Origin of the sequence: Gardnerella vaginalis (genome assembly GCF_001546455.1) — a bacterium.
GTDB classification, from domain to species: Bacteria; Actinomycetota; Actinomycetes; order Actinomycetales; family Bifidobacteriaceae; genus Bifidobacterium; species Bifidobacterium vaginale_B.
This window is the reverse complement of the sequence record NZ_KQ956813.1, coordinates 146,540-160,357: the sequence shown is the minus strand read 5'-3', so window position 1 is coordinate 160,357 and position 13,818 is coordinate 146,540. Positions and strand designations below refer to the sequence as shown.

The window sequence follows — 13,818 nt, the reverse complement described above, 5'->3', positions numbered from 1 at the left end:
CGCGTGGCTCGCACCTTAAAAGATGCGAGCCACATTAAAATCATTGTTCAGTGCAATCGTTTGGATTGACTTCGTCGAAGTTCACTCCTTCGCTTTGCGCAAGAGATTTAAGCCTTGAGAATATTTCTTCGTAGGCTGGGATTATGTCTCCTAAATCGCGTCTGAACAAGTCTTTGTCTAAGTGACTTACTTCGGATCCATTTGCATTTCGCTTGTCCCAAAGTCTGCACGTATCTGGCGTTATCTCGTCTGCAAGAAGAATGTTTCCTTGCGCGTCAACGCCTTCTTCAATCTTAAAGTCAACGAGTTGAACGTCAATTTTGTTGAAGATGTCTAAAAGTGCATTATTTACAGCATGAGCCTGCTTTGTAATTTCTGCCATTTCGCTTTCGCTAGCAAGACCTAAAGCCACAACGCCATCTGGGTTAATAAATGGATCACCAAGATCGTCTGACTTTACGCAAAATTCCAAAAGAGGCTTTTTTAGGGCAGTTCCTTCTTTAACTGCATATCGTTTTGCAAAAGATCCCGCAGCTGTGTTTCTCATGATTATTTCTAGCGGAAACATCTTCATGCGCTTAACGAGTTGCTCGGTATTAGAGATTCTTCCAAGAAAATGGCTTTTTACACCACGAGCATTAAGAAGATTGAATATTAAAGAGGTGATTTGATTATTTAAGCTGCCTTTTCCAGCAATTTGAGCTTTTTTAAGACCATTGCCAGCTGTGGCTTGATTCATGTATTGAACCCACAATACGTTATCGTTATTGGTGGCATACAATTTTTTTGCTTTGCCTTCATACAACTTGTCAAGTTTTTCCATTGACGTGCCTCTCTGTTGCATTTATGCGGACGGCGTAAATCATCATATTTGATGATTTATTCAACCTGCCAGCACGATTAGACTAACAATTGTTACCTACAATTTAGTTAGATTATTTTTTGATTTTTTACGTAAATGTAATGGTAAAAACCTTGATTTTTCAACGGTTTATGCGGGAAGTTCAACTGTGTGCAGCAAATCTGCAATGCGTGTCGCAAAAGATTTTGCTTTCTGCTGGCTGCTTGACACTGTCAAAATAACACCCATCCTTCTTGAGCCGTGAACTTCTGGCTTTCCAAAAATTCGTATGCTGCTGCGTTGGCAATCTTCTTCATCTAATGCTTGCGCAAGATTTGTAAATCCTACAGCTCCGTTTCCTTGCACAACAAGAGCGTAGCTTAAAGCAACTTCGTTATCTTTTAGGCAAAGAGCTGTGTGTTTTTGCGTAATTGGAACGCCTAACACTGCTAAAACGTGTAGGGCAAACTCGCTGTAATATTGCGAAATCATTGTTACCATGCCAGTGTCGTGAGGTCTTGGAGATAATTCGTTAAAAAGTAAATCTCCATTTTTAAGAACAAAAAGTTCAACTCCATAAACGCCCCAGCCGGTTTCGCCGTTATTCTTTGCAATTTTGCTTAAGCCCTCTACTGCTTGTTTAGCAATGTTTTGAGCATTAAGACGAACGCTTTCTGGTATGTTTGCTGGCTGCCACGATTGCCTATAATCGCCATTTTTTTGGCATTGAGCAATAGGTTCACATGTTGTTATTCCAGCGCTAGAGCATACAGTTAAAACAGTTAGCTCATAGTCTAAAGGTGCTAATGCTTCCACGATTACACGAGATATATCGTTTTGTGCATCTGCACTTTTATGCTTAGATCTTCTTCCGTTTTGAGCTTCGTACCAAGCTTCTTGAAGATTTTTAGAATCTTTTACAATAGATTGACCATGCCCAGAAGAACTCATTATTGGTTTTACAACACAAGGGTATCCCACCTGCTTGGCGCCTTCTTCTAATTCTTTGTAGCTAGAAGCAAAGCGATATGGTGTAGTAGGCAAGCCAATGTCTTCGTGTGCTATTTTTCGTAAAGCTTCGCGGTCCATTGCAATCGCAGTAATATCGGAGCTTGGAACAACTTGAATCTTTTTGTTTTTTACAACATTCCTTAATACTTCGGTTGATATTGCTTCAATTTCTGGAATTATTATGTTTGGATTTATATCATCTATTAAATCTTGCAGTTTTTTGGAATCGCTCATGTCTAAAACGCGATTTTCTTGTGCAACTTGCATTGCTGGAGCATTTGCATAACTGTCTGCAGCGCACACTTTAACGCCAAGTCTTATAAGTTCTATAGCAATTTCTTTTCCAAGTTCTCCAGAACCTAAAAGAAGGACTGTAGTTGTGTGTGATTTTGAATTTAAAATGCCAAAAGTTCGATTGTTTGCAATGCTCTTGCTTAAATCGTTATTTGCATTTTTGTTATTGTTTGGCTCTTTATTAGACGCAATGCTTGCATCCGATTTTTGCAAAAAACTCATATTTATATTGTGTCATTAAGTAATGTCGTATTTTCTTGCGACGCGCCGAAAACGTGTGGGCTAGCGTAAATGAAAAAAATCGTGTATAGTATTCCTCTGTTGTGCGATTCCCGAAGGGTTTCGCGCCGTAATGGTGGCTATAGCTCAGTCGGTAGAGCATCTGATTGTGGTTCAGAAGGTCGCGCGTTCAAGCCGCGTTAGCCACCCCACTTATTCGGCTGGTTTCCAGCCGTTTTTTTTTTCATGACTTTTAGGCTATAGCCCAACCCCTATAATCCGTCCTATTTATGCACGAGTTGTTTTATGCAATGGAGTAGAATAGTTAAGGCTAATGATTTGCTAATAGGTGATTGGATATTGTTTAAGTAATTCGGTTGGTGTGGTACTTAGTTAGCTAAAAGCTGGCGATTGTGTGCTGTAATTAGCGGTTAGTGGACTTAGACTTAGCATTTTAAAAAGGAGCGGTTGTATGCCAGACAAGGGTGGTAAGCAGTCTAAAACATTGTCAAAAGTCTCTTCTGGTGAGCCATTTTGGGAGTCTGCTCTTCTTTTTGTACCGCGTGTTATTGGCAAAGCAGTTCGCTCACTTTTTGGAGTTGGGCAATATGATGAAGCCTATCGCAGGGACGGCTTGTGTTTTGTAATGCTTATTCTTGCTGTTCTTTTTTGTGCATCCGAATGGTTTAGAGTTAGCGGATTCTTAGGAATTGCCTTGCACTCATTGTCTTCTGCTGTTTTTGGAGTTATGAGTGTTGTTTTGCCAGTGTGGCTTAGTGCGGTTGCAATTAGACTTATGCGAAATAGTGGTGCTAAATCTGGTAATCCGCGCGTTATAGGCGGCTTTGTTCTTTTACTATGGTCTATTTGCTCCATTTTAGACATTTTGTTTGCAAGCAAAAATCAGGAATTTAATATAGATGATTTGCAAAAAGCTGGAGGATTATTAGGATTTTCCTTGGGTTCGCCATTAGCATGGGGGTTATCTAAAACTTTTGCTCTTGCAATCTTTGTTATTATCGCTATTTTTGCTCTTCTAATGATTCTTAAGCTGCATGTTACAGACATTACTCAATTTGTATCTTCTGTTATTTTTAAAAAGTCTAGGGATGCTAAAGATAATCCAGATGATGAATCTTATGATTCTAAAGATTTAAGCTCTGCTAACAGTGAAAATCTTGAGTTTGCAGAAGGTGTTCCAACTCATGATGCTTCCGAAGGCGAAAAGTCGCGCAAAACTCTGCATAATTCAGTAATTTCAAAGCTTTTCAACACTCTGTTTGGCTCTAAAAAGAAAGATAATAACAGCGAGCTTTTAGATGCGTATGCTGGTGACGACGCTTTTATTTCTGCTTCTTCTAAGCCAAATCAAGAAGATGGCCCTGCTGGAGAATATGACTCTAAGATTGGCGAGCAAGAAGATGAGAATCGTAGCCAACATCCTCGTATTGTTGCCTCTAATGGTTCTTTGCAATCGTCTGGCAAAATGTATATTGATGAGTACCCAAAGGCGCCTATTAGTGGCAATTCACAATATAGTGGAGCAGACCCTTGGAGTAAAATTCCTGCCGAGCAATTGGATCAATATAGATTATCGCAAGAAAATGATGAAAATAGCGCTGATGTAAATAGTGTTAGTGCAAATAGCGCAAATAATGGTGATGAATATTTAAGCGATGGTTCAAAAGACTACAAAGAAGAACCGTACAGATTGCCAGATTTAAACATGCTTGTTCATGGAAAGCCTCACGCAACTAGAACTCCTGCAAACGATCGAGTAATTCGCGCGTTAACATCTACGTTTGAACAGTTTGAAGTGGATGCAAAGGTTATTGGCTTTTTGCGAGGCCCTTCCGTTACGCAATACGAGGTTGAATTAGGCCCTGGCGTAAAAGTTGAGAAGGTTACAAATCTGCAGAAGAATATTGCATACGCTGTGGCAAGCACGGATGTGCGTATTTTGTCTCCAATTCCAGGAAAGTCTGCGATTGGTATTGAGATTCCAAACGTAGATCGAGAGATTGTAAACCTTGGAGATGTTTTAAGATCAGATAAAGCTCGACAAGATTCAAATCCTATGCTCACTGGTGTTGGTAAAGATGTTGAGGGTCATTTTGTAACAGCAGCGCTCGATAAAATGCCGCATCTTCTTGTTGCGGGAGCTACTGGCTCTGGTAAGTCAAGCTTTATAAACTCTATGCTAACTTCGATTATTATGCGTGCAACTCCAGAGCAGGTTCGCATGATTTTGGTAGATCCAAAGCGAGTGGAGCTTTCTGCATATGCCGGAATTCCGCATTTGCTAACTCCGATTATTACAGATCCTAAAAAAGCGGCTCAGGCTCTTGAATGGGTTGTTAAAGAGATGGATGCGCGTTACGACGATTTGCAATTCTTTGGTTTCCGCCATGTTAAAGACTTCAACAAGGCTGTTCGAGAAGGTAAGGTTCATGCGCCTAAAGGCTCCGAGAGAAAAGTTGCGCCATACCCGTATTTGCTTGTTGTTGTAGACGAGATGGCTGATTTGATGATGGTTGCAAAAAATGACGTTGAAAGTTCTATTCAGCGAATAACTCAGCTTGCTCGTGCAGCTGGTGTGCATTTGGTGCTTGCAACTCAGCGCCCGTCCGTTGATGTTGTAACTGGCTTGATTAAGGCAAATATTCCGTCTCGATTAGCTTTTGCTACGTCTTCTGCTACAGATTCTCGTGTTATTTTAGACACTGTTGGTGCGGAAACTTTGATTGGTCAAGGAGATGCGCTGTTTCTTCCAATGGGTGCTGCTAAGCCGCAGCGAGTTCAAGGATCTTGGGTTAGTGAATCGGAGATTCGTAAAGCTGTGGAATACGTTAGAACTCAGCGAAAGCCTCGTTATAGGGAAGATATTGAGCAAATGGCTGCAAAGGCAGATGAACAGGCTCAGATTCAAGCTAAAACAACGGATATTGGTGACGATATGGACGAGCTTCTTCAAGCTGCTGAGCTTGTTGTTGGTGCGCAGTTTGGATCTACTTCTATGCTTCAGCGAAAGCTTCGTGTTGGATTCTCAAAGGCGGGCAGACTTATGGATTTGCTTGAGTCTAGAGGAGTTGTTGGCCCTTCCGAAGGGTCTAAAGCTCGTGAAGTTCTTGTTCAGCCGCAAGATTTACCTAAAGTTTTAGCTTTTATTAAAGGTGAGTCTGATTCTTTGAATTAAGGATTGTTTATAAATCGTTTATAAATTTTATAAATGTTTAATTAAGTTTTGCGTTTGCTATACCATGTTTGTGTAGCGGTTATGGAGGTATTAACAATGTTGCAAAAAGGTAAGTCTAAGTTGCTTGAAGGTTGGAATTGCGCTCCAAACATTGTGACTTATGTGCGAATAGCTCTTTCTGTTGTATTCATCGTTTTGTACCTTATTTCAGGTCCTTGGGGCTATGCGTCCACTTCGGTTCGATGGAGCGCATTTGTGCTGTTTATAGTCGCAGCTTCAACAGATAAGCTTGATGGGTGGATGGCTAGAAAATACAATCAAGTTACAGAACTTGGAAAGCTCTTGGACCCTATTGCCGATAAGCTTTTAATACTTTCCGCTCTTATTATTGCTTCTGCTTTTGGCGAACTTTATTGGTGGATTACTCTTTTGTTTGTTCTTAGAGAAATCGGCATTACTGTTTTGCGTTTTTATGTTATTGATAAAGGCGGAAAAGTTATTGCAGCATCTTGGGCAGGAAAATATAAGACGCTTTCTCAATCTGTTGGCATAGCAATGCTTCTTGCGCCTATTGTTCCAATATTTTGTGTTTATAATGTGTCGATGTGGGTTGTGTGCTATTACGCTGTTTGCTACGGTTTTATTGGCATTGCTCTTGGTTTTGCACTTTATTCTGGATTCCTTTATGTTCGCGGTGCGTTTAAGCGTTGATAAAAATGTGTAACGACTTAGCAAGCGCTTTAGCAAACGATTTAGTGAATGATTCTACAGACGTTTTAGTAAGTAAGATTCTTGATTTTTGCGCAAACAAGTCTTTGCATATTTGTTGTGCAGAATCTTTAACTGGAGGTCTTCTTGCAGATTCGTTTGTAAAGATTCCTGGAGCTTCAAAGGTTTTTCTCGGTTCTGCTGTTACGTATGATATTCGCGAAAAATCTAAGATTCTTGGAGTGGACCCCGATTTTCTTAAAACTTTCGGTGCTGTAGAGCCTAGCGTTGCTAAACAAATGGCGTTTGGTTGTGCAAGATTATATAGCGGCTCCAAGTGGCAATACGAGTGTTTAGAGCCTAAAAAAGACGTTGATAATGCAGATTTTCCTGTTATTGGATTTTCTACTACGGGAGTTGCAGGGCCTGGCTCAGATGGTACAAAGCCAGCTGGTTTAGCTTACGTTGGTATTTTTATTCCCAATTCTGCTTCAGATTGCTGTTCTTTGCTTGATTTTGATTCTGTTTCGTTAAAAATCAGCGAGATTAAAGACTATGTTTTTGATTGCGGATGCGGCAAAATAAGCAATATTTCTTTAAGCAAATGCAATATTGACTCGTTGGATTGCGGATTTACTATTTGTGCGCAGTTAAATATTGTTGGGCAGAGACAAGATGTTCGCGTTGGAGTTGTTGATGTGCTAATCAAGATTTTTTATGCGCTTATTTTTGAAGATTGGATTTTTTATGCGCGAACGTGAATTTTGGGAGCTTCTTGAAGAGGTTTTTGGCAGAGAATTCGGCAGGAGTATTGCTAAAGATCAGGAGCTGCAAAAACTTGATGGCATGAGCGCGCGCGAGGCAATTGATGCTGGCGTGGAGCCTAGGATTGTTTGGAATGTTTTATGCGATCACATGAATATTCCAGATAGCAAGCGTTGGGGTAAAGACCATAATGCTCCGCCACTTCCAGCAAAATAAATGATTATTTTATTTTGTGATTTATTTTAGTTGATGTCTGGTTGCCTGTATTTTTGTTGAAATTTCAAGCCAACACGCTTATCGAACAAATGTTCGTTTATGGTGTATAATATTTAATTGTTGGGCTTCTTGCAGCGTGTAAGTGCCTATTGGTTAGTGGAAAAAAGCCTTTAACCACATTGCTCTAAAACGCTTGCACGGGCATCATGTATTGAGTATGGTCGTCAATACATCGGCATGCGAAAGGAGTAATAATATGGCACAACAAGCAAAAAAGGGTGCTGTGGATCGTCTTATTGATGCCGACAAGGCGGATCCTCGTAGAAAAGCAGCATTAGAGATGGCTCTTGCAAATGTTGAAAAGCAGTACGGCAAGGGTTCTGCAATGAGATTAGGAGATAGGCCACTACAAGATGTAGAGGTTATTCCTACTGGTTCTCTTGCTCTAGATATGGCTTTGGGAATTGGTGGTGTTCCTCGCGGGCGTATTGTAGAGGTTTATGGACCTGAATCTTCTGGTAAAACAACACTAGCTTTGCACATTGTTGCTAACGCTCAAAAGAATGGCGGAGTTGCAGCATTTATTGATGCAGAACATGCTTTAGATCCAGTTTATGCGCGTAAATTAGGTGTTGATACAGATTCTCTTATTGTTTCTCAGCCAGATAATGGTGAGCAAGCTTTAGAGATTGCAGATATGCTTATTCGTTCTGGCGCACTAGATGTTATAGTGGTTGATTCTGTTGCGGCTTTGGTTCCAAAGGCAGAAATTGACGGAGACATGGGAGATAGCCATGTTGGTTTGCAAGCGCGCTTAATGAGCCAGGCTTTAAGAAAGATGACTGGCGCTTTGTCTCAAGCTGGAACAACAGCAATCTTTATTAATCAGCTCCGAGAGAAAATCGGCGTATTCTTTGGTAGTCCAGAAACAACTACAGGCGGTAAAGCTCTTAAATTCTATTCGTCTGTTCGTATGGATATTAGGCGTGTTTCTACTATTAAAAACGGAGAAGAAGCCGTTGGTAACCGAACTAAAGTAAAGATTGTTAAGAACAAAATGGCTCCACCATTTAAAACCGCTGAATTTGACGTTCTTTACGGAGAAGGAATATCTACTGAAGGCTCTGTAATCGATATGGCTGTTCAGTGCGATGTTATTAAAAAGTCTGGTTCTTGGTTTACTTATGAGGGTGAACAGCTTGGTCAAGGTAGGGAAAACGTTCGTCAATTCCTTAAAGACAATCCAGCTATTACGGAAGAAATTAGCGATAAGGTAAAAGTTGCTTTTGGGCTAATGAAACCAGAAGATCAGTTTGTTGAAGTAGAAGACGAAGACGATAGTGCAAAAGCAAAGTCAGATTCTGTAGCAGAAGATAAGCTAAACGCTTCAACTAAGGATTCCAAGAACGAAGACTAATAGTAAGAAGACTAATAGATGATTAGTGTTGAGAGTTTTCTTCGCAATCATAAGCCAGCAGATGCTTCTGTTTTTAACGAAAATGATGTTAAAAACAAGAATGTGTGTGCAGAAGATGATTGTAGTTTAGAAGTTGTTAATTCGCATTATTTAGAGAATAGTGCTGAAATAGGTGATTGCGAAGAAGACTCATGCCATTCGTCTTATAGATTGCAAAAGTACAGTTCTTTTAACAATAATAAAGCTGTTAAAAAAGTTGATTCTAAAAAAGCATGTGATTTTGATAGCTGTAGAGAGTCTGCTTTAAGAATGTTGGATTATGCGCCAAGATCTTCAAATGATTTAAAAGATAGGCTTATAAATAAGGGATATAACGAGAACACTATTGATTCTGTAGTAAGCAGATTAGAAGATTTGCATCTAATTAACGATGAACAGTACGCTCAGTCTGTTATACGCTCATGTGCATCTAGAACATTAGGAGAACGTGCAACTCGCATGGAGCTGCAAAAAAAGGGAGTTCCATCTATAATAATAACCTCATCTTTGCAAGAGGCTAGAGAAAATGGTGTTTTTGAACAAGCTGCATGGGATTTAGGCAAAAAAACAGCAGAGCGAACAAAAAGTCTAGAATCAGATGTTAGAAGACGAAGATTCTTTTCTGCAGGAGCTAGAAAAGGTCATGATTTAAGCATGCTAAACGAAGTGTATTATGCTTTGTTTAAGTCTTAAATCATAAAGATTCAGCAAATCTGATTAGCACATTTAAGAACGTAATCTGGCATATCTTCAACATTAATAACGTCGTTGAATCTAGCTGTTTTATTCTTAAGATCGCTAAGCATTTTAGGAGCCTTAGTAGAAGTTGTATTCTCTAATAGTTCCATGCAATCAAAGTCATCTAAACCTTCAACATTTAAGCCCAATGCTTGGCAAACAACTCTAGGGAATTTATACGGGCTTGCAGTGCTTAAAAGAACACGAGGGACACTAGAATCGTGAGGAATATGGCTCATAACAAAGTAACCACAAGCAGTATGTGGATCAATAACATAATTGTGATTATTCCAGCATTCTTTTATGGAATCGCGAATCTGGTTCTCGTTTGCCCAGCCGCATCCAAAGAGTTCTCGAATTTTAGAAAGCACGTCTTCTGGTATTTCAAAAGCACCCCATTGTTGCAAATCATTCATAAGCATTTGCATAAGTCGTGTATCTTTATTGCACATGTAATAAAGCATGCGTTCCAAGTTGGAAGAAACAAGAATATCCATAGAAGGAGCAACAGTTTGATGGAACGGGCGAATTTTGTTGTAGGTTCCGCTAACCAAAAAGTCAAACAAAACATTGTTGCTGTTACTTGCCACAATCAGGTGCTTTACAGGAAGACCAAGCATTTTTGCGTAATATCCTGCAAGAATATTGCCAAAATTGCCAGTTGGAACGCAAAATTCTACTTCGCTGCCAAGTTCTATAGAGCCACGCTCAACAAGCTTTGAATAAGCGTAGAAGTAATAAACAACTTGCGGAATCAGCCTTCCAATATTGATTGAATTTGCAGAAGAAAGCAAAGCGTGATTATTGTTATTAATCGATTCATTAATCGAAGTGTTGGTAAAGATTTTTTTAACTCCGCTTTGCGCATCGTCAAAATTACCTCTAACTGCGCAAACTCTAACATTGTTTCCACTTTGAGTTGTCATTTGCAACTCTTGTACTTTACTAACCTTTCCTTCTGGGTAGAAAGTAACCATAGAAGTGCCTTCAACGTCTGCAAATCCCGATAAAGCAGCTTTACCAGTGTCTCCAGAAGTAGCAGTAAGAATCATAACGTTTTGATTAGAATCCGACGCATCTTTTGCATGACTAATAAATTGTGGCAAAATCTGCAAAGCAACATCTTTAAATGCGCAAGTAGGGCCGTGGAAAAGCTCTAGAACAAAATCGTTGTTAGTGCCGAGAGGCTTTAACGGAGTAATTTCGCAATCTTCCCACTGATTTCCATAAGCATTTTCAACGCATTCATTAAGCTCGCTAGATGTAAAATCTGGAAGGAGGATTTTAAGAACGTCTTTAGCAATCTGCTTATAAGTTTTTCCAGGAAGATTAGAAATATCGTAGCGCGCATCTGAAAGGCAATCGGTAACAAACAAGCCACCGTCTTCGGCTATGCCTCTACGAATAGCTTGCTTCGACGTATAGGTTTTAGAATTCGACCTAGTGCTATGAAACATAACTGCATTCGTAGTGTTTTCTGCCATAATTCCTCCATTTGTGCCAATTGTTATACATGTTACCCGAAGAGGTGGAGCCTAAGCACTGCTATTGCTAATATGTTCAATATGACTAATAGTGATATAAAGTTTGATAAAACGCGTGATAATGCACAAGGCAATGTGTCTAAAGAATGTGGGGCTTCTTTAGATTCTGCTGCTGATTCTGCTGCCGATTCTATTGTTTTTTCTAGAGCAGATGATGCGCGAAACGCTCAGCGGGAATTTGCTAAAGCTAATGCGACTTTTAAGAATAATCTTTTAAACGCTATAGCAAATGCAATTGAAAGTAACGCTGAATTTATTGAAAAAGCAAATCTTAAAGATATAGAAAAAGCTAAAAGTAACGGCATGGATGCTGGGAAATTAGACAGACTTGTGTTTAATAAAGAAAGAATAATTCAGTCTGCTAAAAGTGTTAAAAAAATAGCGCAATTGCAAGATCCTGTGGGCCAAGTTGTTCGAGGATACACGCTGGAAAATGGTATTAGACTTTCGCAAGTTAGAGTTCCAATTGGCGTAATGGGAATGATTTATGAGGCCAGGCCAAATGTAACTGTGGATGTTGCGTCTTTATGCATAAAATCTTCAAATGCTGTAATTTTAAGAGGTGGAAGTGCGGCCGAGAATACAAATCGTGCAACAATTACAGTAATTAGGCAAGTCTTAAAAGATTCTGGCGTAAGCGAAAATCTTATAGAATCTGTGGACGATTTAGGCAGAAGCGGCGCAACGTCAATGATGCACGCACATGGTCATATTGATGTTTTGGTTCCTAGAGGAAGTGCAAATCTAATCGCGGCTGTTGTTAAAGAATCAACAGTTCCAGTTATTGAAACTGGCGCTGGAAATGTTCATATTTACGTAGATAAAACGGCAAACTTTGATGAAGCAATTCCGATTATTATAAACGCAAAAACGCAACGAGTTGGAGTTTGTAACGCTGCAGAAAAATTGCTTGTAGACAAAAGCATTGCTAAAGAATTTTTGCCAAAAGTTGCAAGTGAATTGGCGAAGCATAATGTTTTGATTCATGCAGATGAGATTTCCTACAACATTCTAAGCGATGCAAACATAAATGGCATTAAATTAGAGCGAGCAAATAATGAGGATTGGTCTACAGAATATCTATCTTTGCAAATCGGAGTAAAAGTTGTAAATGGTGTTAAAGATGCCGTTAATCATATTTCAAAATATTCAACGGGTCATACGGAAACGATTATTGCACAAGATTATTTAACGATTAATGAGTTTGTTTCGTCAATAGACAGTGCTGTTGTTATGGTAAACGCTTCAACAAGGTTTACGGACGGCGGCGAGTTTGGTTTTGGAGCCGAGCTTGGAATTTCCACTCAAAAGTTGCATGCAAGAGGACCAATGGGCTTAATAGAAATGACAACTACAAAGTGGATTGGCTATGGAGATGGACAAATAAGGGCTTAAGAGTAAGGTTAAGAATATGCCTGATACATCACAATTATCTAAAACACATAAAGAACGCGTAAATGGATTTGTAAGCATATCTAATTCTAATGTGCTTGATGCTTTAGATATTGCAGCTGAAAGATTGTCTATTGTTCGTTATGTGTTTTTGGTTCAAATAGAAGATGGAATTGCTTCTGCTAGCCAAAGGTCTTCTCTTGAATATGCTGATGCAGTTTTAATGGGTTGGCCAGATAGGGATAATCGAGATGTTATTAGGCCAGATAGCAGTGAGACAGTAGAGTCGATTAATTGTAATCTGCAAAAAATGGAAAGCAATATATTGGAGTTTAGTAAACTTGAGCGTGCTGGTCTTGTTGATAATATGAGCGAAGTTCTTGTTGAAATAACCGAGTGTGTTGCCAATATTAGAGGCTTTTTCCAGCCTGATTTTCCTCTTCCAACTTTTGAAGAAATTAAGCGAGTTGTTCAAGATGAGTGGAATGAAGAAATGGGCAATATTAATCCCGACAAGGCGAATGTTGCTTCTAGCGTGATTAGTGAAGCTAAAGCAGACGATGAGGAAGATGCGAAAGCTCAAGTAAATGAGTAGTAATAATTCTACAGAACGCAGGATGTCGGATTTATTCCAAGGATCTATTAATCAGAGTCAAACTAGTGCACCTGTTTCGGTAAATGCTTCTAAGCGCAAGCAGTCTGCAAGAGGTAATGTTCATCAGCGACCGCGCATAGGAATTATGGGTGGTACTTTTGATCCAATTCATAATGGACACTTGGTGGCAGCTTCCGAAGTTGCGTGGGTGTACGATTTGGATGAAGTTATATTCGTTCCAACTGGAAAGCCTATTTTTAAGCTAGATAAAAAAGTTACAAATGCGGAAGACCGATATTTAATGACCGTAATTGCAACGGCTTCGAACCCAAAATTTACTGTTTCTAGAGTAGATATTGATAGGCCAGGCGTTACCTACACCATTGATACGCTTAAAGATATACGCGCTCAGCATCCGCAAGCAGACCTGTTCTTTATTACTGGTGCAGACGCCATTGCGGAGATTATGCAATGGAAAGACGCTAAGGAATTGTGGAATTTAGCAAGATTTGTTGCAGTTACCAGGCCAGGGTATGCAAATCCTGAGAAGTTTGCTCAAATTGAGGCTCGTTCTGCATCTTACGATTCTTGCGACGATATGATTAATTGCCACAATCATCGTTTTCCAGTTGACATATTAGAGATTCCAGCATTGGCAATATCTTCAACAGATGTTCGCAAGCGTGCAGAACATGGTGAGCCAGTTTGGTACTTGGTTCCAGATGGCGTTGTGCAATATATTGTTAAGCACGGATTGTATATGCGCGATTTGTAATGATTTGTAATGTTTTTTGTAACGATTTGCAATTCTTTGCAACGATTTGTTATGTACGAAACAGCTTG

General features: G+C 39.6%; 12 protein-coding genes and 1 tRNA gene. 10 read left to right on the top strand and 3 right to left on the bottom strand.

Annotated elements, in window-relative coordinates; all coding sequences use genetic code 11:
* Nucleotides 1-40: 40 nt before the first annotated feature.
* Together purC and purT are read right to left on the bottom strand one after the other, a co-directional pair.
* Entirely contained in the window at nucleotides 41-823 is a 783-nt protein-coding gene (gene purC, locus HMPREF3216_RS02200; RefSeq protein ID WP_060786739.1) for a phosphoribosylaminoimidazolesuccinocarboxamide synthase, read from the bottom strand.
* A 168-nt stretch (nucleotides 824-991) separates the two neighbouring features.
* A complete protein-coding gene (gene purT, locus HMPREF3216_RS02195; protein ID WP_081090915.1) occupies nucleotides 992-2,368 on the bottom strand; it encodes a formate-dependent phosphoribosylglycinamide formyltransferase in 1,377 nt (458 codons plus the stop codon).
* A 133-nt stretch (nucleotides 2,369-2,501) separates the two neighbouring features.
* Here purT and HMPREF3216_RS02190 point away from each other — a divergent pair.
* From HMPREF3216_RS02190 to HMPREF3216_RS02160, 7 genes are all read left to right on the top strand, one after another.
* A tRNA-His gene (locus tag HMPREF3216_RS02190) sits at nucleotides 2,502-2,577 on the top strand.
* A gap of 260 nt (nucleotides 2,578-2,837) precedes the next feature.
* Complete coding sequence (locus HMPREF3216_RS02185; protein WP_060786738.1) at nucleotides 2,838-5,561, top strand: FtsK/SpoIIIE family DNA translocase; 2,724 nt, start codon at nucleotides 2,838-2,840, stop codon at nucleotides 5,559-5,561.
* A 96-nt stretch (nucleotides 5,562-5,657) separates the two neighbouring features.
* Complete coding sequence (gene pgsA / locus HMPREF3216_RS02180) at nucleotides 5,658-6,272, top strand: CDP-diacylglycerol--glycerol-3-phosphate 3-phosphatidyltransferase (protein WP_060786737.1); 615 nt, start codon at nucleotides 5,658-5,660, stop codon at nucleotides 6,270-6,272.
* 5 nt (nucleotides 6,273-6,277) lie between these two features.
* Nucleotides 6,278-7,030 (top strand): CinA family protein, encoded by a 753-nt coding sequence (locus tag HMPREF3216_RS02175; protein WP_060786736.1) that lies wholly within the window; start codon nucleotides 6,278-6,280, stop codon nucleotides 7,028-7,030.
* Nucleotides 7,017-7,250, top strand: coding sequence for a DUF3046 domain-containing protein (locus HMPREF3216_RS02170; protein ID WP_020973608.1), 234 nt, complete (start codon nucleotides 7,017-7,019; stop codon nucleotides 7,248-7,250). The genes HMPREF3216_RS02175 and HMPREF3216_RS02170 overlap by 14 nt, the downstream gene beginning before the upstream one ends.
* A gap of 256 nt (nucleotides 7,251-7,506) precedes the next feature.
* Nucleotides 7,507-8,667, top strand: a complete 1,161-nt coding sequence (gene recA / locus HMPREF3216_RS02165; RefSeq protein WP_060786735.1) for a recombinase RecA — start codon at nucleotides 7,507-7,509, stop codon at nucleotides 8,665-8,667.
* An 18-nt stretch (nucleotides 8,668-8,685) separates the two neighbouring features.
* The gene (locus tag HMPREF3216_RS02160) at nucleotides 8,686-9,399 is read left to right on the top strand and encodes a regulatory protein RecX (protein ID WP_060786734.1); all 714 of its coding nucleotides are present in this window, start codon (nucleotides 8,686-8,688) and stop codon (nucleotides 9,397-9,399) included.
* 11 nt (nucleotides 9,400-9,410) lie between these two features.
* Here the strand turns inward: HMPREF3216_RS02160 and thrC are convergent, their stop codons facing one another.
* The gene (gene thrC / locus HMPREF3216_RS02155) at nucleotides 9,411-10,928 is read right to left on the bottom strand and encodes a threonine synthase (RefSeq protein WP_060786733.1); all 1,518 of its coding nucleotides are present in this window, start codon (nucleotides 10,926-10,928) and stop codon (nucleotides 9,411-9,413) included.
* 72 nt (nucleotides 10,929-11,000) lie between these two features.
* On the opposite strand from thrC, the gene HMPREF3216_RS02150 reads away from it, so the two are divergent.
* From HMPREF3216_RS02150 to nadD, 3 genes are read left to right on the top strand one after another with little or no spacing between them, the layout of a single operon-like run.
* Nucleotides 11,001-12,383 carry a glutamate-5-semialdehyde dehydrogenase gene (locus HMPREF3216_RS02150; RefSeq protein WP_060786732.1) on the top strand — a complete coding sequence of 461 codons (1,383 nt, stop codon included), beginning with the start codon at nucleotides 11,001-11,003 and terminating at the stop codon, nucleotides 12,381-12,383.
* Nucleotides 12,384-12,399: 16 nt separating this feature from the next.
* Entirely contained in the window at nucleotides 12,400-12,975 is a 576-nt protein-coding gene (locus HMPREF3216_RS02145) for a hypothetical protein (RefSeq protein ID WP_060786731.1), read from the top strand.
* Nucleotides 12,968-13,750, top strand: a complete 783-nt coding sequence (gene nadD, locus HMPREF3216_RS02140; protein ID WP_060786730.1) for a nicotinate-nucleotide adenylyltransferase — start codon at nucleotides 12,968-12,970, stop codon at nucleotides 13,748-13,750. The genes HMPREF3216_RS02145 and nadD overlap by 8 nt, the downstream gene beginning before the upstream one ends.
* Nucleotides 13,751-13,818: the final 68 nt, after the last annotated feature.